Below are 20,311 nucleotides of genomic sequence, written 5' to 3'. Positions count from 1 at the left end.
GTGCGAGTTCCTGCAACTCCAACAAATCTGAATCTTCTGTTTTCTCCATTTTTAAACGTTGTTTTTGATTCAACGTTTTTCAGGGCAAGACACTTTGTACTACCCTAGTGTCACACGGTGCCAGGCACGGTGTGATAGGGGGACATCACCCTCGTCACACTTAAGGAAAGTATTTGAATAAACTAATGTTACAGGGCTGAAATTTCAGCTCTGTGAAAAAAGCTACCTTCTGGCTCGGGGAACCGGAGACGGTGTAATTTTAAACGGTGAAAAAAATGGTGATTTAGCTTGCATATCTAAAAAAAATGTTGTATATTTGCAACATCTATTGCTAAGAACCTAAAATTGAAATGAATATGAAGACAAAAAACCGTAGTTATTTTCTTTCCGCAATCCTGATAGGTATTGTGATGATGCTGACAGCCTGTGTGGCTGAGCGAGACAATGCAGCGTGGTACAATCCGCTGGGTGATAAAATCTATGGACTGTGGTATGCCGACTATCAAGAATCGGGTATCGTGGGCGTGGCCAAGACTCCCTACAGCCGCGTGGTGCAGGCTGTGAAGTTCAATGCCGACGGCACGGGAACGTGGTGGAAGATGATGTTTGCTGCCGACGATGCCAGCAAGCCCCTCGCTCTCTTTGGCGGACGCTATTTGGAGAATGGCACCTTCGACTATAGCGTAGCTGCCGACGGCACCATCAGGGCAAAGCGCAGGGGCGAGAAAGGGCAGGACGGAAGTCCGATGGCGCTCGTCTTCCACTATCAGGACGGAGCCATCACCTTCGGTGACGGTGGTGCTGCACAGACGATGAAGCCTGCTCCCAAGGACTACGACAACCTGCTGCTGGCGCTGGAGAACTCCATGCACGGAGCCGAAGCCGACACCTATAACATCAACGACAAGGACTTTAAGGTAGACCAATGGCGCCAGCAAGAGGCCATCTACATCTACGACGGTGTGAGCAAGGGCGTCAAGGACGAAAATGGCAACGAGGGTTATGCAAGTGTCAACCTGCCTTGGTACAACGGAACGGTGATCAGCAACCTGCCGATGGATTTCTGCGCCGACATAACGCCTGAAAACGGATGGGAGTGGGTGCTCAACTACTGTGGTAGGCGTAGCACGCCTAACGGCAACTTCTTCGCCCTGTACAACAAATACCTCGGAATACTGCGCTTCTTCTACTATTTGCCTCAGGGCTACGGAGCTGGCAATGACCACTTGTGGCAGGTAACAATGACGCAGGGACTCTCCGACCGTTACGACCTGCGCTATGGCATACCGATGGACAAGACCGTCAATGCCAAGAATGCTTACGGTTTGACAGCGGACGGCACTTCTTGGGCAGACGACACGACACCTTATGTCGGCACCATGAGCAACGACGGATGTATTATGCCTAATCCAGGGTGGTGGGCTTTCGATGTCGATCTCTCGACTTATCGCTCAGAGACGATTGACCCCAATGCAGAGAAGATTCGTCTGCAGATGCGTTCGTGGTCCGATAGCCATGTCTCGCTCTTCAGCACCTTTACAGCTGAGAGCAAGGGCGATTTTATTGATTTAACAAAGGCTTCTGCTAAAAAGTCAAAAGGCTTGTTTGGTAAGATAAAAGATGTTGTCAAGGCCGGTACAGGTCTTGCTAAAACCATCACCACCTTAAGAAGCGGAGACGTTAAGGGCGGTATCAGCAATGGAATAGCGTTCGGAAAGGATGTTATTGCTCTGAAAGGTACCTTCTCCAGTGGAGGCGATTCCGGCCCAGCCCCAACAGGTACTATCTCGTTTACTACCCAGGGTACTGCCAACATCGATGGTGTCATCAGCACTTCGCAGCCCACCGTAGGCATTGTTACGCCCACATTCCCCCTCGCAACGGATTTCTCTAGCACTTCGACGGTCGGGCAAGGTGTATGGAACCTGAAGACAGCTCCCAAGATATACACCACCAATAGTGCGAATACCTACTTCATGTTCATACCAAAACACGATCAATATACCAAAACGTACTATTGGCTTGTAGATGCTGCCCACTGGTCGTTCTTCGACCCCAGCAGCGTAGAAGTGGTACTCAATCCTAACGTATTCCCCGAGGATCAGATAGAGTGGATGCAGGTGGACGCAGTAGCCGGCTTGCGCAAGTCTTTGACAACGCAGGAAGTGGACTCGTTCAGAACTACGATGGGCATGGAGCCTCTTGCTACAAAGAACTTCGTAGATGACCAGGTGCGCTGGACAAAATCTTACGGAAGTGAAGTAGACGACTATGTATTCAACTTCTTAGCCGCAGAGGGTTCCCCAGAACAAACATTAGGAAATCTAACTTACCCGAAACCCATCTTAAATGGCCAAACCGGCTATAGTATTGGAACGTTAATGTCATATTATGATAATTTCGGGGCCTGGAACGATCGAAGGGAGACTATACATCAAGAACTGATAACTTTTGGTCCCGCAACGGAAGACGAATATATTATCGAGCCGCAGATGGTGTTCTGGAGAGATGGTCTTGGGTATAACTTCTTTGAACCTGGGGAGGGGATAAGTTATGTATTTCGCAGAATCGCAAAACTTAACAGAGCAGATACCAGAAATGGTAAATCCGGTTATGATTATGACTATATCATGGAGCAAAAGAAATTTGATCCAAATTCAGATGATAATGGAACTACTGGCTATGTTGTCGGTTATGATGATGATGGTAAGAATGGGTATCCCACGACTTCTACTCCTATAATAGACATTAAGCACATCCCTGTTCGTTTCCCTGCAGCTGAAGTCAACGTGACGCTGACCATCAAGATGAAGAATATGGCTGACCCCATCGTCTATAACCGTATCTATCTTCCTGAATACGAATATGTGAGAGTGGTAGGCGACGAGCAGGCATCACTGGCAATACTCGACCGCATACTGGCGAAGAAGAACCTCAGCCCGAAGACCGCTGGCCACACTCAGAGCTACGACTTCCAGGCAGCTCGCATCAACAAGTGCTTCAAGCTGCTCTTCGGCTACTCCAGATAAAAGCTAAGGATCTAAAGTGCACAGCGGAACCGACCCTATTGTGCATGTGAGCGAAGCCAAGGGAGCCAACACAAAGATGGTGATGCTCGGTCAGAAACTGAACATGGAAAAGTGGCAGTTGTTTATCGACTACTATGGCGCATGGGAAGATATATCGTATTAAAGTATATTAGTATATGACAAATATATCGATTTTTGACAAATGGTGCCAGATGAGTCTTGTGCTCCGCATTTTGGGCGGACTCATCATCGGTACCTGTCTCGGACTCTTTGTGCCACAGTGGAACTGGATAGGCGTCATGGGCTTTACGTTCGTCAGTGCGCTGAAAGCCATAGCCCCCATACTGGTGGCTGTGCTGATAGCAGCCAGCATCGCCAAAGCAGGTAGCGGACTGGGATCCCGTTTCCGGGTGGTCATCTCGCAGTACATGCTCAGCACGTTTATTGCAGCGATGTGTGCCGTGGTGGGCAGTTTCCTGTTTCCTGTCACGTTGAAGCTGAGCAATACCGTTGACCAGTCTGTTCCAGGTGCCCTCTCCGATGTGTTCAGCAACCTTCTTTCCAATATGGTGACCAACCCGATGGTGTCTATTTCGGAGGCCAACTATATCGGCATTCTGTTCTGGTCGATTCTGATAGGCATTGCCCTGAAGATGAAGGCGAGCCAGCAGACCATTACGGTGGTGCAGGACATCTCAGACGCCACTACGCTGACGGTGAAGTGGGTCATCGAGTTTGCGCCATTCGGTGTTATGGGTCTGGTGTTCACGTCAGTGTCTGATGGCGGTTTGACGGTGTTTAGCACCTATGGTCATCTGGTGCTGGTGCTCATAGGCTGTATGCTTGCCTGTGCGCTTATCTTCAATCCACTCATCTGTTTCCTGATGTTGCGCCGCAATCCCTATCCCCTGCTATTCACCTGTCTAAAGGAGAGCGGAATACAGGCTTTCTTTACCCGTTCGTCGGCTGCCAATATCCCCATCAACATAGCCCTGTGCAAGAAGTTGGGACTCGATGAGGACTTCTACTCTGTGAGCATCCCACTCGGTGCGACCATCAATATGGATGGTGCTGCTGTCACCATTACGGTGATGACATTGGCTACAGCCCACACGATGGGTGTTGAAGTGACGTTCGCCTCGGCTCTCTTCCTGAGTATCATTGCCACTTTGGCCGCTTGTGGAACGTCAGGTGTTGCCGGCGGTTCGCTGCTGTTGGTACCTATGGCCTGCTCGTTTTTCAATATCGGCAGCGACGTGGCTATGCAGGTTGTAGCAATAGGCTTTATCATCGGTGTGATACAGGATAGCCTTGAGACAGCCCTTAACTCCAGCAGTGACGTGTTCTTTACCGCTACAGCTGATTATTACGACAGGAAGAAAAGAGGCGACAACAAGGCGAACAGTTAGCAACTAGATTTTACTTTTTTATTTTTTTATTTTTTAGCTTTTAAAATACAATCCAACATGAAAATTATTGATTGCGAATTTCATTATTATCTGCCCGAGTTGATGGACTATCTCGCTACGAGAGACAAGGCCATGAGGTATTATCCGGAAACAAAAGTCCTGGAAGTGAGGGATCATGTCTATGCCCATTTCGGTGGTGTGACGAACACCTATCCTTTCATTGACGAAATGATGAATTTTGGAGCAGAGCGCGTGGCGGAGATGGACCGTAACGGCATCGATGTCGGTGTGATGTCCAGCTCGCCCGCTGTGGAGGAACTGCCCGAAAAGGAGAGTGTGTATTTCGCCAAGAAATCCAACGACGCTGTGGCAGAACTCATCAAGAAATTCCCAGGTCGCTTCATGGGTACTGCCATTTTGCCGACGCCATACGTCGATGAGGCCATCAAAGAGTTGGAGCGTTGCGTTAAAGAACTGGGATTCAAATACTGGCACACGCATTCCAACTACATGCACGAGCACCTGTATGATGAGAAATACCTGCCTCTGCTGGCCAAGGCCGAGGAGTTGGGCTGTGCTGTCTACGTTCATCCGCAGGCTTCCGACGACACGGATATGAAGGATATGGGCTATGTGTATTCTTCGCCTGGTCTTGGATTCGGACTGGATACCATGAAGACGTCGCTGCGACTGATTCTCAACGGCACCTTCGACAAGTTCCCCAAGCTGAGAATGATTCTCGGCCATTTGGGCGAATTCTTCCCGTTCATCATCGACAGGGTGGACAACCGCTTTGCATGGATCAGGGACGACGAGGTGAAGATGAAGCACACGGTTGCTTACTACTTCAAGAACAAGAATGTGGTGGTGACGACCAGCGGCGTTATGTCTAAAATCAGCTTTGAGTGTACCAAGAAGGTCTTCGGCATCGACAGCATCATCTTCGCATCGGACTATCCCTATGTGTGCCTGGCTGACATGATGAAGTTCGTGAAAACGCTGGATCTGACAGAAGAGGAAAAAGAAAAGCTCTTCCACCTGAATGCCGAGAAGTACATCTTAGGTTAGTCAGACTCCTGTTATGTTACATACTGGAAATAAAATGAGACGTGCAGAAAAGTGCGTCTCATTAAATTTTTGTACTTTTGCAGCAGTAAACCTGTAAACAATAAACCAAAAACAGATAAGATGAAGAAAACAATGCTGATCGTGCTGGCTCTGCTTGGCTTGATGGTGCAGGGAATGTCGGCACAAACCCGTTCGCGTATCGTTGAGGAAGGCGGCACGGGTGCCTATAAGGCAGTGATGAAAGAAGTGGCTACACTGCCTGCTCATACAGTGTTTGTACCCCAAGACCTCACGGCGTTCAGTCAGAAACACCCGCTTCCCGTATTGGTATGGGGCAACGGTGCCTGTAGCAACTCTCCATGGGAGCACTACAAATTTCTCAATGAGATAGCTTCTCATGGCTATCTCGTCTTGGCAACGGGTTATATCCCCATGGATGACGAGCCCTACAAGGGTCCTATGTCAACAACGCAACAGCAGATAGAGAGCATTGACTGGGCTGTAGCACAGAATGCAGACCCACAGTCGCCTTATTTTGAGAAGATTGACACGAAGCATATCTGCGTGGCTGGCATGTCGTGTGGTGGCTTGCAGTCGCTGTTCAACTGTGCCGATCCGCGCATCACCGCCTTGATGATATGCAATAGCGGACTCTTCAAGGTGGAGAATGCTGCCCAGGCGGTGGGTGGAATGCCCATGCCTCAGAAGTCGAAGCTGAAGGACATCCATACCCCTGTATTCTACATCTTAGGAGGTAAGGAGGACATAGCCTATGAGAATGGCATGGACGACTACCGCCTTATCCAACATGTGTCTGCCTATGTGGCCAACTATCCCGTAGGCCATGGCGGTACTTACCGTGAGGCTCATGGCGGTGAATTCACCATTCCGGCACTGGCATGGCTTGACTGGCAGTTGAAGGGAGACGGTGAGGCTGCCAAGATGCTGACGGGCAAACACCCTGGACTCTTGCAACGTAAGGGTTGGACGCTGGAGTATAACAAGAAATAAAATATGAACATATGATGAAGAAATTAATGATGATGGGGCTGGCACTGTTGTGCCTGACCTCTGTGGCACAAACCATCAAGAGTCCTGACGGTAAGATACTGGTCTTTCTGGAACTGAAGGATCAAGGCAAACCCTATTATCGGGTGAACTATCAAGGCAAGGAGGTGGTAACCCCCTCCGTCTTAGGACTGAAGACAAACATCGGAGACTTTACCCAAGGGCTGGCACTGAAGGGTGTCGAAAGCCGCGAGGTCGCAGAGGTCTATGAGTTGCGTAACATCAAACAGCGCCATGTTGACTACCGTGCCAACGAGGCGGTGGCCACCTATATGCAAAAGGGTGAGCCCGTCATGGATGTCATCTTCCGTGTCAGCAACCGCGACGTGGCCTTCTGTTATCGTTTGCACGACAAGAAACCCGATCCGATGGGCAACACCCGTCGCGTGTGTGTCGTTGAAAGTGAGGCCAGTAGCTTCACCCTGCCCGACGGTACCACGACCTTCCTTTGTCCGCAGTCGCAGGCGATGGTAGGCTTTGCCCGTACCATGCCCAGCTACGAGACATCCTATACGTTGGACGAACCCATGGGCAAGAACGGATGGGGCAATGGCTATACCTTCCCTTGCCTGTTTAAGGAACAGGACTGCTGGGTGCTCATCAGCGAGACGGGTACCGACGGCGGATATGTAGGTTGCCGACTGCTGAACGAGGGCGGGGGTAACTATCGCATTGGATTCCCCATGCTTGGCGAACTGAACGGACAAGGTTCCACAACACCTGCCCTTGGACTGCCTGCCCAGACACCGTGGCGCACCATCACCATCGGTTCGTTGGCCAATATCGTTGAGACCACGGTGCCCTTCGACCTCGTACAGCCGAAGTACAAGGCTTCCAAGGAATACGTCTACGGCAAGGGCTCCTGGTCGTGGATTATCCGCATGGACTCCAGTTGCAACTTCGACGAGCAGAAGGAGTATATCGACTTCTCGGCAGCCATGGGTTGGCAGTCGGTACTCGTCGATGCCCATTGGGACAAGCAGATAGGCTATGAGCGTGTGGCTGAACTGGCCCGCTATGCCAAGACGAAGGGTGTGGCCCTCTTCTTGTGGTATAACTCCAACGGTGCATGGAATGACGCACCCCAGACACCTATCGGTAAGATGAACAACAGCCGCATCCGTCGTCAGGAGATGAAATGGATGCAGGAGACTGGTATCCGTGGCATCAAGGTAGACTTCTTCGGTGGTGACAAGCAGCCTATGATGCAGCTCTACGAGGACATCCTCAGCGATGCCAACGACTTTGGACTGCTCTGTATCTTCCATGGCTGTACGTTGCCCCGCGGTTGGGAGCGTATGTATCCTAACTACGTGGCTTCTGAGGCTGTGCTGGCTTCCGAGAACCTGCACTTCGGCCAGGGTGCCTGCGATGCTGAGGCCCGCAATGCCTGTATTCATCCCTTCGTGCGTAACACGGTAGGTTCGATGGACTTTGGCGGTTCTGCACTTAATAAGTTCTATAGCACTGACAACCAGCATGGCACCATCCGCCGCACCAGTGATGTCTATGCATTAGCCGCTGCCGTTCTTTTCCAGAGTGCCGTACAGCACTTTGCCTTGGCACCCAATAATCTGACCGATGCTCCTGCGTGGGCTATCGACTTCATGAAAAAGGTGCCGACGACATGGGATGAGGTGCGCTTCATCGACGGCTATCCCGGAAAGTACATCATCCTGGCCCGTCGCAGTGGCAGCCAGTGGTTTGTTGTCGGTATCAATGCCGAGCAGCAAGCTGTTAAGAAAACGCTGACATTGCCTATGTTCGAGAAAGGAACAGCGCTCTCCGTCTATGCTGACGATGCCCAGCTGCAGGGCAGCATGAAGGCTCAGCGCATGAATAAGAAGCAGCAAATGACGGTTACCATTCCGCAGAATGGAGGCGTGGTCATCACTAATAACTAAACAGATGAGAATACTCTTGTCCCTATTGGCGGTGGCGACGCTGTCGGTATCTGCACAGAATCCCATTGTCAGGAATCAGTTTACCGCCGATCCGACGGCACGCGTCTTCAACGGCCGTGTCTATCTCTATCCGTCGCACGACATTCCTGCACCGTCTTCCGTGTCGAAGATTGCAGGTCATCAGGCTTCGGAGTGGTTCTGTATGGCAGACTACCACGTCTTTTCGTCAGACAACCTGACTGACTGGCAGGACCATGGTGTCATCGTGTCGCAGGAACAGGTGCCTTGGGGCAAGCCTGATGCCTACTCCATGTGGGCTCCTGACTGTGTGGAGAAGGGTGGGAAGTATTACTTCTACTTCCCCAATGCTCCGAAGAGCGGACGAGGCTTTGCCATTGGCGTGGCTACTGCCGACTCCCCCACAGGTCCCTTCCGGATAGCTGCAGAGCCCATCCGTGGCGTCATGGGTATAGACCCTTGTGTGCTTGTCGACAACGACGGCACCGCTTATCTCTATTGGAGTGGCATGGGCATCCGCGGTGCCAGGCTGAAGGACAACATGACGGAACTGGATGGCGAGCTGGAGACGGTCACCTTTCCGCAGGGTGGCACGATGCAGGTGGGTGGACAGCAGATGCAAGGGCTGCCTGACGGCTTCAAGGAAGGTCCCTTTGCCTTCCGCCGTGGCGACTGGTATTACCTGACCTTCCCCTGGGTGCGCAAGGAAAAGGGTACGGAGACGCTGGCCTATGCCATGTCACGCTCTCCGCTGGGACCCTGGGACTTCAAGGGTGTCTTCATGGCGGAGCATGCCGATAGTTGCTGGACCAACCACCACAGTTTCGTGGAGTATCAGGGACAATGGTATCTCTTCTACCATCATAACGATTATTCTCCATTGGTGGACAAACGTCGTTCGGCATGTATCGAACGAGTCACGTTCCGTAAGGACGGTACTATCCAAGAGGTAAAGCCCACCTTGCGCGGCGTCGGAACGACGAAAGCTACCGCTCGCATGGAGGTAGACCGCTACAGTGCAGCCAGTGAGGGCACTGCCATTGCCGCTCTCGACACGCTGAACCGCTTCAAGGGATGGTTTGTCACCCTGCCGCACAAAGGCAGTCAGGTGCGCTATGACGATGTGGACTACGCGCCGCTTCGTGCCGGTGCCTATGCTGTCGTGCAGGTGAGGGCGAAGGCTAACACCAGCATGATATTGTCGGCAGGTAAGAAGCAGATAGCCCGCATTCCCGTGACGGTGATCACGGAGCGTGGCGGTTTCCGCAGAGACCAGAGCAACCAGTGGCTGACGCTGACGGCACCGTTGACAGCCCTTCCCAAGGGCATTGCCGATATCACGGTGACTTGCGACGGCGAGGCGGTGGATGTCGACTGGGTGCAGTTGCGCAACCGTCCGGAATACTACAGCGAAGTGTCTGCCGGTGCTGCGCCTTTGGCTCCTGATGCTGAGGGCTTTATCCGCCGCTGGACTTTGTTGGAGCCTGTTCACTATGAGGTGCGCTCCAATATCATGCTGACGGAGAGCTACCTGAACGACATGGTGGCTAAGGAGTGGCCTAAGGTGAATTGGAAAAAGGGGAAATGGCATACCATAGACAGCCGGACCTACAACGTCCGTGCATTCCGCTTTGCCGAACTGACAGGCAACGAGCCCTATCACTCGCTGTTCTGGGGAACGACGGTTATCGACTGTCCACAGGAGTTGCAGAACGTGCGACTGGCTGTAGGCAGCAATGGCGCTTCCTGCTGGTGGCTCGACAACCAGCCCGTGCTGACGCTAGACGGAGACCGCCGCATGGTGCAGGACGATGGTGTGTCACCGCGCCTGACACTCAAGGCTGGGCGCAACGTGCTCCGCTTCTGTCTGGTCAACGGTCCTGGACTGAGCGACTTCTGTGTCCGCTTCATTGATGAGAAAGGAAATCCGGTACTTCACTATACTATAATCCGATAAGATGATGAAACGAACTGTTCTATTTCTGATAGCGCTCTGCCTGTATGTCGTCTCTTCCAATGCGCAGGTAGGGAATCCTTATATTCACGACCCCTCGACCATCGCCGCGTGCGAAGGCAAATACTACACCTTCGGAACGGGTGGGGGAGGACTCATCTCCGAAGATGGCTGGTCGTGGCATAGTGGGGCAGAGCGTCCTGGTGGCGGTGCTGCTCCTGATGTGCTGAAGATAGGCGACCGCTACCTTATTATATACGGTGCCACGGGAGGTGGTCTCTTCGGTGGTCATAACGGACGCATCCTGACCATGTGGAACAAGACGCTCGACCCGAAATCGCCTGACTTCCACTTTACTACTCCCATAGAGGTTGCATCCAGCGACGGCATGGAGGATTGCGATGCCATTGACCCCAGTCTGTTGCTTGATCCCACCACGGGACGCCTGTGGGCTACCTATGGCACCTACTTCGGCAGCATCCGCCTGATAGAACTCGACCCCACGACGGGGGAGCGCGTGAAGGGTAATGTGGAGAAGGACATCGCCATCGACTGCGAGGCTTCCGACCTCATCTACAGGAACGGCTGGTATTATCTGTTGGGCACCCACGGCACCTGCTGCGACGGTGTGAACTCCACCTATAACATTGTGGTGGGGCGCTCGCGCACGGTGGAAGGTCCCTATATAGACAACGTAGGACGTGATATGCTTAATGGCGGAGGCAGGATGGTGATTGCCGCAGGCGACCGCGTCTGCGGACCAGGTCATTTCGGACGGACGGTTATCGACGAGGGTGTGGAGGTGATGTCGTGCCACTATGAAGCCGACTTCGATCGCAGCGGACGCAGTGTGCTGGGCATCCGTCCCTTGCTATGGCGCAACGGCTGGCCTGTTGCCGGACGGCGCTTCCAGGGTGGTACGCTGGCCATCCTGTCGGAGCGTCGCGGCTATTCACTCGAACTGGCTGTCGACTTTGTACGCATCCCTCAGGAACGTGAGCGCTTCTGGCAGATGGATCTGACGAAACCGTTGAAGTCCATTCCCAACCAGTCGCTGGCTGACGTGGTGGGTACGTGGCCCCAGGGTGATATCCCCGTGCGTTGCAGCGACTATATGTTCCGTCCGCATCAGCTATGGACCATCAAGCCGGTCGCTGAGGGCGGTGGTTATCTGGGTGGTCCTTACTATCAGATTGTCATTGCCGGAACAAACCGCACGCTGGCGGCTACTGCTGACAAGGAACTGGTCACGCTGCCTGCGTTCACCGGCACCGACGAACAGCTTTGGCGTATCGAGCAACTTGTCGACGGCACCTATCGTATCATGCCCAAGCGTCTGCCTGGTGATGAGCATCTGAACACGCGTTATGTGTTGTATGCTGCTGCTGATTCCACCCCGACACTGGCGGAATATGATGAAAAAAGTGACAATTCCAAGTGGAATTTCGTACAATAATAGGAAAAAATAAACGCATGATACAAATAACAAAATTCATGAAACATATGATTATGGCTGATTCAAAAAGAATGTCTACCTTTGCAACATCGAAAGGAAAAAAGTTTTTTTCAGAATTTAATAGATTTGTTTTAGTAGTAATATCATTAGTAGTTTGTTTTGTTACTTCAGAGGCTGCTGGAAAGCGTTCCAGTGGCCCTGATGGTTTTTATACCCCCAATCCCATGCTGTGGGCTGATGTGCCCGACCCTGACGTCATACGCGTAGGCGACACGTATTATATGGTCAGCACCACGATGCACCTCATGCCGGGTGCGCCCATCATGCGCTCGCGTGACTTGAAGAATTGGGAGACCGTCAGCTACGTCTTCGACCGCTTGACTGACTCGCCTAAGTACGACTTGCGTGAGGGAACAGCCTACGGACGCGGACAGTGGGCCACGTCGCTGAAGTATCATAACGGACGTTTCTATGCCCTTCTGGCACCTAACGAGGCGGGTCCGATGGGTAATACCTATATCTATACGGCTGAGCGCGCTGAGGGACCTTGGACGCTGCTGTCGCGCATGCGCCACTTCCACGACTGCTCTTTGTTCTTCGACGATGATGACCGGGTATATGTGGTCTATGGTACGGGTGAGATGATGGAACTGAAACAAGACCTCTCCGACGTCATCGAGGGCTCCCACCACCAGCTGTTCAAGCGTGAGGCTGACGAAACGGGCATTCTGGAGGGCAGTCGCATGCTGAAGTACAAGGGGCGCTACTACCTGTTGATGATCTCGCAGGTATGGGGTGTCCCAGGTCGTCACCGCCGTGAGGTCTGCTACCGTTCCGACAACATCCGTGGACCGTATGAGAAGCACGTCATCCTGGAATCCGACTTTGGCGGTTTCCCCTATGTCGGACAAGGTACCATTGTCGACAGTGAGTATGGCGACTGGTATGCCATTATCTTCCAGGACCGTGGCGGTGTGGGCCGTGTTCCCACGCTGATGCCTTGTCGCTGGATTGACGGATGGCCCCTGCTGGGCGATGAGGAAGGCCGTGTTCCCGACCGTATGCGTGTGGTGAAGACGGGAGAGCCCGAGCGCCACATTGTCTGCAGTGACGACTTCTCCGGAGCTAAGCTGGGCTTGCACTGGCAGTGGAACCACAATCCGGTGGATGCTGCCTGGAGTCTCACCGAGCGTCCGGGCTGGCTGCGCCTGAAGACCAGTAGGGTGGTTCCCAACCTCTTCCTGGCTCCCAATACGCTGACGCAGCGCATGGAGGGTCCCCAGTGCTGTGGTGTTGTGAAGATGGACCTGTCGAAGATGAAGGATGGCGACTGTGCCGGCTTCTCTGCTTTCAACAGCGACGCTGGTGTGTTGTGTGTCAAGAAGGAAGGGCGCCGATGGGTGCTCTCGTTCAGCGAGCAGTCCGTCAAGTTGACCCAACGCGAAAAGGCTGTCGAGCGTGTCGACGAGCATGTCGTCAGACAGGTTGCGCTCAACAGCCCTATGGTATGGCTCCGTATCGATGCCGACTTCAACGTAGGGCGCGATATCGCCTCGTTCCACTACAGTCTTGACGGTGAGTCCTGGGAGCAGTTAGGTTCCGACTATAAGTTGCGCTTCGACTGGCAGCGTTTCTTCATGGGTTCCAAGTTTGCCCTGTTCAATTACGCCACCAAGCGCCTCGGCGGTTCTGTAGACTTTGATTTCTTTGAATACTCACCTCTTAACTCCTAAATAATCTTCATCAGCCCGATCATGTAGACGAGGCCGAATCCCAGCACCATCGAGATGACACCCATGATGATGCCAAGTTTCGACATGTCCTTCTGCTGCACGTAGCCGGTAGCATAGGCCAGTGCGTTAGGCGGTGTGGAGATGGGCAGGATCATGGCACTCGAGGCAGCGATGGCGACGCCAATCAGTACGGTGGGTGTGCCACCGATGGGTGCCAGCTTGTCGCCCATGGCTCCGCAGACAATCGCGAGGATAGGCATGAGCAGGGCTGCCGTGGCTGAGTTGGATATGAAGTTGGAGAGCAGGTAGCAGATAGCACCGCCCAGCAACAGGATGAGTACGGGAGAGAACTCGCCGAAGGGGATGCTCTCGATGGCATTCTCCGCCAGTCCAGACTTGTTGAGACCGAAGCCCAGTGCGAAACCGCCAGCTACCATCCAGATGACACTCCAGTTGATTTGCTCCAGGTCGCGCTTGTTGATGACACCTGTCAGTGCGAAGATGCAGAAGGGAATCATAGCCACCGTGTTGGCGTTGATGCCTGTGAAGCGGTCGGTGAGCCACAGCACGATGGTCAGGATGAAGGTGGCGATGACGATGTACGAGTGTGCGTCGCGCTTCATCTCGCCGTCGATGTTCAGTTCGATGGTCTTCTGGGTGAAGGGGAACATCTTCAGCAGGATGCGCCAGCTGATGAACAGCAGGACGACGACGAGCGGGAACATGAACATCATCCACTGTCCGAAGCCCAGTCCGAGGTTTAGTCCCTCGGGGTCGTTCAGGTATTTCAGTGCGATATTGTTAGGCGGTGTGCCGATAGGTGTTCCCATACCGCCCAGGTTGGCAGCCACGGGGATTGACATCGCCAGTGCGACGCGCCCCTTGCCTTCGGGAGGCAGTTGGCGGAACACGGGGGTGAGGAAGGTCAGCATCATGGCTGCCGTGGCGGTGTTCGACACGAACATGGAGAACAGTCCGGTGACGAGCAGGAAGCCCAGCAGCACCATCTCGCTCTTGGTACCGAAGGGGCGCAGCAGCACTTTCGCCAGCTGGGCGTCCAGTCCGGTCTTGGTGGCTGCGATGGCGAGCACGAAACCGCCTATGAACAGCATGATGACGGGGTCGGCAAAGGTGGCCATCACCCCTTTATAGCTCAGCAGCTGTCCTACCTCCTCTTCCTTCACCATGGGGGCGATGCCGCTGTCGGTGCAGAAGAGCAGCATCAGCACGATGATGCCTACCGACGTGGCCCACGAGGAGACAATCTCCAGTATCCACATCAGGGTGGCGAAGGCGAAGATGGCGATGATGCGCTGTTGGACGACGGTGAGGTTCTGTATGCCGTACCATTCGGTAGGCATGTTCCAGAGCGTCAGGGTGACCATGGCGACGATGAGAATCTTGATAAAGCGCACGAAGGCGTTTGACGGATGGTATTTCCGCATGTGTCGTAAGTCGTGGTACGACTGTACGAGGTGGAAACCTTTATAGTTGTTGAACATGTCAGTTAGTTGTTGATTATTGTTTTTTCAGATAGGGGTCGAGGAATTTTTTCAGTGTCTGTATGTCTTCCTTGTTCCAATGAGTGGTAACGTCGGTGTGTACTCCCTCGAATACGATCAGCTTGCTGATGTTGGCATTGGCGCTGACGATGTCGTCGGAAATGGCAGCACCCGTCCAGGGATCGGAACCGCCAAAAACGAAGAGTATCTTACACGGCGTGGTCTTCATGCCCTCCAGGAATTCCTTGACGAACTTGCCGTTGTCGTAGGTGACGCCATAATTATCAGGGGATTCGATGGTTGCATCCTTGAGCATCTTGACCTTTTCGGTACCCAGCAGGTCTTCGAACCATGCGTAGGAGTAAACGTAGTCACCCAGGTCGATACATTTCTGCACGTTATAGGGTTTGAAGCGGTTGCCATATTTGGCGATGGGAGCAGCACGGCGGCTGAACTGTCCGAAGGTGGTCTGCAGGTCCATGTCGCGCATCTTCATGCGGTGGCGGGCTGCAATCTCCTGCTGGCTCTCGTTCTTGTATTTGGTATTTTCGTCTGCCATGAGGAATTTCATGAATTCCTCTGCCGAGCTCTTCTCGGTGGGAATCCAGTCTCTCCACAGGCTGATGTGTACGAGGCTCTCCTTGCTAAACAGGTTCCCGATGAGCGTGGACACCAGTGAGGCGGTCTGGTCCTCGCGTGTTTTTCCGGCTCTCTCGCCATATTCTTTGACGAGGAGTGACAGCAGCTGGTCCATCAACGGCTTGTTATTCAGGGCATAGCTGTAGGCTGTCTTCACCTTCTCGATGTCGGCCTTGATGCTGGTCGGTTCCAGCACGAAATCACCCACGCGCGGGTCGGCAAGCGATGTCAGGTACGGACCGCAGTAGGGCACGTAGGCATCCATCTCGTTGGGGTAGTGGTAGGCGTAGTATGCTGTGGTCTCACCGCACTTGCTCACGCCGGTCGATACCCATTTGCCGGCGAAGAGGCCTGACGCCTTCAGTGCCGTAACGATGCAGTGCAGGTCGGTAGACTGCTGCCAGGTGCTCAGGTATGTGAAATCGTTGGTAAATCCCTGGGGCAGCGACCATCCGTGGTAGCGATGCTCTACGCCCACGTAGTTGGTCTCGTACATATCGACGATAGCCGGCAGTTCGAGGCTGTCCAGGCGGTTGTAGTTGACCTCGGGGTCGCCGGCCAGCGCATAGCCCTCGGTGTACAGCACGTTGTTGTGGTCCTTGCCTTTATACAACAGCACCACCTGCTGCTTGAACTTGCCCAGTGCGGGGTTGCGGTGGTCGATGTCCTGCTCGAAGTTGAAGTAGTACATCGTGTCCTCGCTTTCATGCTCGAAGCACTTGATGTCCGTCACGCCGGGAATCTGCTTCAGTGCGGCAATCACCTTGGCATCGCCGGAAATGGCGGGCACATCGGTTTCAAACTTGTTTGTGTTCTGCTGCATATCGCTGGGGACGGGGGCGACGGCAGGTGCGTCTTCCTTTGCGCAGGAGTCAAGCATGAGGCCGCAAGTCAGGATGGCAGCCAGCATCCATAAATTCTTTTTCTTCATTGTGGTTATAACGTTTCTTGGTACCTTCGTTGAATAGTGCGGCAAAGGTATAACAAAAAAATGATACCGCTCGCGTGTTAACACAAATTAAAACATCAAAACGGGAAATTCTCATAATAATCAAGTAATTTTGCACGCAACAAACTGACTGATGGGATAATATTAAACGAAATAAACACATGATGAGAAATTTTTTACTCTTGGTGGCCTTGCTGACCGCTACCATGGCAGGGGCTCAGAAAGTTGACCAGCGACTGACTCGGCTGGCAGTGGAAACCGCACAACGACGTGCACAGGGCATACAGACTGGTGCCGAGGCCGTGAAGGACCGCATTGCCGTGGACTACGACGAGGCCGGCAGCGTGAGAGCCGTGAGCGTCCAGGCTTACCTGAAAAAAGGGGCACAGTGTCCTACGAGCCGACTGGAACAGATGGGTATCACGGTGCGCTACGTGGTAGATGATGTCGCCGTGCTGTCGGTACCCCTCGACAAGGTTGCCCGACTGGAGGATGTCGACGAGATACAGTTTGCCAAGGCCGACGAACTGGTGCACTTCATGAATGACAAGGCGCGCGAGGTGACCAAAGCCGGTTTACTGTCGGTGGACGCCAATGCCGCTACCGTGGGACTGGCGAAGGCCTATACCGGCAAGGGCGTGGTGCTGGGCGTTGTCGATACCGGCATAGACTTCAACCACAAGGCGTTTCTGGACTATCAGGACAACAACCGCATCAAGCGCGTGATGATTTTCCATACCGACGCCGGCAATAACTCCAAATACACGACACCGGCAGAAATCAAGGCGTTGACTACTGACTTCAATCAAATGTCACACGGCACCCACACGCTGGCCACTGCTGCCGGTACGGAACAGGGCAACTCGCTGCAAGGCGTGGCCCCTGAGGTGGAGATGGTGGCAGTAGGTTTGTATAATACCATGTCAGAATCGAATGTCGCACAGGGCATCAAGTACATCGCCGAGTATGCCGACGAGGTGAAAAAGCCCTGCGTCATCAGTATCAGCCTGGGCAAGGAGACTGACCTCCACGACGGCAGCTCACTGGTGGCAAAGGCCATCAAGGAAGTCACCAAGGACGGCACCGCGGAAGGTAGGGCTGTGCTCGTATCTTCCAGCAACTCCGCCTGCATGTGGGGCGGCATCGTCCAGACGCTGGGCGCACCGGGCAGCGACGGCTATCAGCTGAAAGCCATCATGGGCTGCGACAATGAAATAAAGAACCTGGACCCCGTCATCGGCGACATGCCCGAATACGGTAGCATCGATTTCATTGCCTACGCTGCCGACGGCAAGGACTTCACGGCAGAAATCAAGATTGTGAATACCAAGACGGGTGCCGTGACTGACGACCTGACGGGCAAGATGACCGACGGCGACGTCATGAATCCGAAACCATGCACCATCGAACTGACGAAAATCAACAACTATCCCACGGCAAGCGGTGCGACGGCAGTGGTTTACAAGGCTACCTACAGGACAAAATCCGTGCTGAAAGACCCCTATGAGCGACTGGCCATCTTCGTCAAGGGCAATCAGGGACAGACCATCAAGCTGATCAATGACGACGAGAATGCAAGGGAGCGCAACTTCTTCGTGCCTGCTGCATTGGCCAATCAAGGCTATACCGAGGGTGTCAACAACTTCTCCATCAACACCTACGTATGCGACGACGCCGTCATCAGCGTGGGCAGCACCGTCAGCCGCACACAGTGGGAATACTATCAGGCACCGGCAGGTGGCGTCGCCTATCTGCAGGAATCGAAGGTGACAGGAAAAGCCCCGAGGATTGGCGACGTCAGCGACTTCTCGTCCTACTGTATCGCCGACGACAACGGCAAGGCTCGTCCCACGGTGCTGGCTCCCGGACAGATGGTCCTCTCTGCCTACAACGCGTACGACATCACGAGCTTCGATGGCGATGTGCCCAATGTTCTCTTAAATTCGCAAATTTGTTCCTTCCTGGTGCCTGAAACGCAACAGATAGAGGGCGTAGGCAGGAAATACTGGTATGGTGCCATGAACGGTACCTCGATGTCATGTCCCCACGCCGCAGGCATCGTGGCACTGTGGATGGAGGCCGACAACACACTCACGGTGAACAGAATCAAGGACGTGATGCGGGAGACCTGCATGACGGTGACGGCAGACCAGTGCCCCTCGAAGGACATCCAGCAGGCGGGCTACGGACTCATTGACGCCGTGGCTGGCCTGAAGAAGATTCTCGCCAGCACGGGCATCGACACTGTCGAGGCCGCCATACCGACTGACGACAACGCTCCCGCCTACAACATGATGGGCCAGCGCGTCAGCAGGAACACCCGCGGACTGGTCATCTATCGTGGCAAGAAATACGTGAATAAGTAAAAGACAGCCCCCGTGATAGATGCAGTGCTTCCGACAACCGTCGCAAAGACTGCAGACAATACTTCTACACCATCGAGGCCGCAGGACCCGAGGTCATCGACGACGCACTCAACCAGTCGCTGGCCGACTAAACACAAAAAAGCCCTCGCAGTTGCGGGGGCTTTATTATTGTATGGTCGTTTTTACTTCACCTCCCAGGTGTCGTTGGTCTCCAGCAGTTCAGCGAAGTTGTGGTACTTCTTCTGGGCGCTGACCTCGGCAATCTGGGCGCTGACGGCCTCGTCGTAGGTGGGAGCGTCGACGTCGCGGATGACACCGAGGGCCACGGGGAATCCGTCGCCGTTGCCCATCAGGGCGAGCTTCAGCTGAAGGGTGTTGTCCTCGCAGTGGGCATCGTGCACCAGTACGTCGTCGAGCGTATAGCCGTCCTTGCCAATCTCCACGATCTTCAGTCCGAAGCCCTCCTGTACGAGTCCGAACTCATTGTTCTCGCCGAACACCAGTTTCTCGCCGTGACGGACGTAGATGGCGTTCTTCTTGCGGCCCTCCTTATTATATACGGCCTCGTGGGTGCCATCATTGAAGATGACGCAGTTCTGCAGAATCTCGCAGACGGCAGCACCCTTGTGCTGGTAGGCAGCCTTCAGGATGTCGACGGTGCCCTGGGCATCGGTGGCAACGGCGCGTGCGAAGAAATGTCCGCGGGCACCGAAGCACAGCTCAGCGGGACGGAAGGGGTCTTCCACCGTGCCGTAGGGGCTTGACTTGGAGACGAAGCCGCGGGGTGAGGTGGGCGAGTACTGTCCCTTGGTCAGTCCGTAGATGCGGTTGTTGAGCAGAATCATGTTGAGGTTGATGTTACGGCGGTTGGCGTGGATGAAGTGGTTACCACCGATAGCCAGTCCGTCGCCGTCGCCGCTGACCTGCCATACGGTCAGGTTGGGGTTGGCAACCTTAGCGCCCGTGGCAATGGCTGCGGCACGTCCGTGGATGGTGTTCATGCCGTAGGTGGCCATATAGTGGGGCAGACGACTTGAACAGCCGATACCTGAGATAACGGCGGTATCCTCGGGGGCTACGCCGATTTCTGCTAATGCTTTATGGAATGATGCCAGGAAGAAGTGGTCACCGCAACCGGGACACCAACGTGGCTGGCCTTTCTTGAAATCTTGTGCTGTGTAACTCATATCTCTTTTCTTTTCACTATTCACTTTTC

The 20,311-nt window shown here is 53.7% G+C and carries 13 protein-coding genes; 10 read left to right on the top strand and 3 right to left on the bottom strand.

All coding sequences use genetic code 11. The features are described 5' to 3' along the window. Positions 1 to 356: 356 nt before the first annotated feature. From BLU47_RS13350 to BLU47_RS13315, 9 genes are all read left to right on the top strand, one after another. The gene (locus BLU47_RS13350) at positions 357 to 3,029 is read left to right on the top strand and encodes a hypothetical protein (protein WP_143025580.1); all 2,673 of its coding nucleotides are present in this window, start codon (positions 357 to 359) and stop codon (positions 3,027 to 3,029) included. A gap of 16 nt (positions 3,030 to 3,045) precedes the next feature. Beyond that, the gene (locus BLU47_RS14895) at positions 3,046 to 3,192 is read left to right on the top strand and encodes a hypothetical protein (protein WP_176780594.1); all 147 of its coding nucleotides are present in this window, start codon (positions 3,046 to 3,048) and stop codon (positions 3,190 to 3,192) included. 13 nt (positions 3,193 to 3,205) lie between these two features. After that, positions 3,206 to 4,438 carry a serine/threonine transporter SstT gene (sstT, locus tag BLU47_RS13345; RefSeq protein ID WP_091963843.1) on the top strand — a complete coding sequence of 411 codons (1,233 nt, stop codon included), beginning with the start codon at positions 3,206 to 3,208 and terminating at the stop codon, positions 4,436 to 4,438. Between the two features lie 57 nt (positions 4,439 to 4,495). Next, positions 4,496 to 5,506, top strand: a complete 1,011-nt coding sequence (locus BLU47_RS13340; RefSeq protein WP_091963840.1) for an amidohydrolase family protein — start codon at positions 4,496 to 4,498, stop codon at positions 5,504 to 5,506. A gap of 120 nt (positions 5,507 to 5,626) precedes the next feature. Beyond that, a complete protein-coding gene (locus tag BLU47_RS13335; RefSeq protein WP_091963837.1) occupies positions 5,627 to 6,517 on the top strand; it encodes a poly(ethylene terephthalate) hydrolase family protein in 891 nt (296 codons plus the stop codon). 14 nt (positions 6,518 to 6,531) lie between these two features. Beyond that, on the top strand, positions 6,532 to 8,478 hold the full coding sequence (locus tag BLU47_RS13330; protein WP_091963852.1) for a glycoside hydrolase family 97 protein: 1,947 nt from the start codon (positions 6,532 to 6,534) through the stop codon (positions 8,476 to 8,478). A gap of 4 nt (positions 8,479 to 8,482) precedes the next feature. Then, a complete protein-coding gene (locus BLU47_RS13325; protein WP_091963834.1) occupies positions 8,483 to 10,453 on the top strand; it encodes a family 43 glycosylhydrolase in 1,971 nt (656 codons plus the stop codon). A 4-nt stretch (positions 10,454 to 10,457) separates the two neighbouring features. After that, the gene (locus BLU47_RS13320) at positions 10,458 to 11,906 is read left to right on the top strand and encodes a family 43 glycosylhydrolase (RefSeq protein ID WP_369796992.1); all 1,449 of its coding nucleotides are present in this window, start codon (positions 10,458 to 10,460) and stop codon (positions 11,904 to 11,906) included. A 71-nt stretch (positions 11,907 to 11,977) separates the two neighbouring features. Further along, on the top strand, positions 11,978 to 13,639 hold the full coding sequence (locus BLU47_RS13315) for a glycoside hydrolase family 43 protein (RefSeq protein WP_091963826.1): 1,662 nt from the start codon (positions 11,978 to 11,980) through the stop codon (positions 13,637 to 13,639). Here the strand turns inward: BLU47_RS13315 and BLU47_RS13310 are convergent. Next, positions 13,636 to 15,141, bottom strand: coding sequence for an SLC13 family permease (locus BLU47_RS13310; protein WP_091963823.1), 1,506 nt, complete (start codon positions 15,139 to 15,141; stop codon positions 13,636 to 13,638). The genes BLU47_RS13315 and BLU47_RS13310 overlap by 4 nt on opposite strands. Before the next feature lie 16 nt (positions 15,142 to 15,157). Then, entirely contained in the window at positions 15,158 to 16,711 is a 1,554-nt protein-coding gene (locus BLU47_RS13305) for a S28 family serine protease (protein ID WP_091963820.1), read from the bottom strand. A 179-nt stretch (positions 16,712 to 16,890) separates the two neighbouring features. Here BLU47_RS13305 and BLU47_RS13300 point away from each other — a divergent pair, with 179 nt between their 5' ends. Continuing rightward, on the top strand, positions 16,891 to 19,095 hold the full coding sequence (locus BLU47_RS13300) for a S8 family serine peptidase (protein ID WP_091963817.1): 2,205 nt from the start codon (positions 16,891 to 16,893) through the stop codon (positions 19,093 to 19,095). A gap of 182 nt (positions 19,096 to 19,277) precedes the next feature. On the opposite strand, the gene BLU47_RS13295 is transcribed toward BLU47_RS13300, so the two are convergent. Then, positions 19,278 to 20,282 carry a 2-oxoacid:ferredoxin oxidoreductase subunit beta gene (locus tag BLU47_RS13295; protein ID WP_091963814.1) on the bottom strand — a complete coding sequence of 335 codons (1,005 nt, stop codon included), beginning with the start codon at positions 20,280 to 20,282 and terminating at the stop codon, positions 19,278 to 19,280. Positions 20,283 to 20,311 lie beyond the last annotated feature (29 nt).

It is taken from the genome of Prevotella sp. tc2-28, from assembly GCF_900107705.1.
Classification (GTDB): Bacteria; Bacteroidota; Bacteroidia; order Bacteroidales; family Bacteroidaceae; genus Prevotella.
Note: the sequence above shows the minus strand (reverse complement) of the source record. Positions and strands in the feature narration are given on the sequence as shown.

What these genes read in the sequence shown, in the direction of transcription:
- BLU47_RS13350 (WP_143025580.1), top strand. Translation starts at nt 357, where the DNA reads ATGAAGACAAAAAACCGTAGTTATTTTCTTTCCGCAATCCTGATAGGT.
- sstT (WP_091963843.1), top strand. Translation starts at nt 3,206, where the DNA reads ATGACAAATATATCGATTTTTGACAAATGGTGCCAGATGAGTCTTGTG.
- BLU47_RS13340 (WP_091963840.1), top strand. Translation starts at nt 4,496, where the DNA reads ATGAAAATTATTGATTGCGAATTTCATTATTATCTGCCCGAGTTGATG.
- BLU47_RS13335 (WP_091963837.1), top strand. Translation starts at nt 5,627, where the DNA reads ATGAAGAAAACAATGCTGATCGTGCTGGCTCTGCTTGGCTTGATGGTG.
- BLU47_RS13330 (WP_091963852.1), top strand. Translation starts at nt 6,532, where the DNA reads ATGAAGAAATTAATGATGATGGGGCTGGCACTGTTGTGCCTGACCTCT.
- BLU47_RS13325 (WP_091963834.1), top strand. Translation starts at nt 8,483, where the DNA reads ATGAGAATACTCTTGTCCCTATTGGCGGTGGCGACGCTGTCGGTATCT.
- BLU47_RS13320 (WP_369796992.1), top strand. Translation starts at nt 10,458, where the DNA reads ATGAAACGAACTGTTCTATTTCTGATAGCGCTCTGCCTGTATGTCGTC.
- BLU47_RS13315 (WP_091963826.1), top strand. Translation starts at nt 11,978, where the DNA reads ATGTCTACCTTTGCAACATCGAAAGGAAAAAAGTTTTTTTCAGAATTT.
- BLU47_RS13310 (WP_091963823.1), bottom strand. Translation starts at nt 15,141, where the DNA reads ATGTTCAACAACTATAAAGGTTTCCACCTCGTACAGTCGTACCACGAC.
- BLU47_RS13305 (WP_091963820.1), bottom strand. Translation starts at nt 16,711, where the DNA reads ATGAAGAAAAAGAATTTATGGATGCTGGCTGCCATCCTGACTTGCGGC.
- BLU47_RS13300 (WP_091963817.1), top strand. Translation starts at nt 16,891, where the DNA reads ATGATGAGAAATTTTTTACTCTTGGTGGCCTTGCTGACCGCTACCATG.
- BLU47_RS13295 (WP_091963814.1), bottom strand. Translation starts at nt 20,282, where the DNA reads ATGAGTTACACAGCACAAGATTTCAAGAAAGGCCAGCCACGTTGGTGT.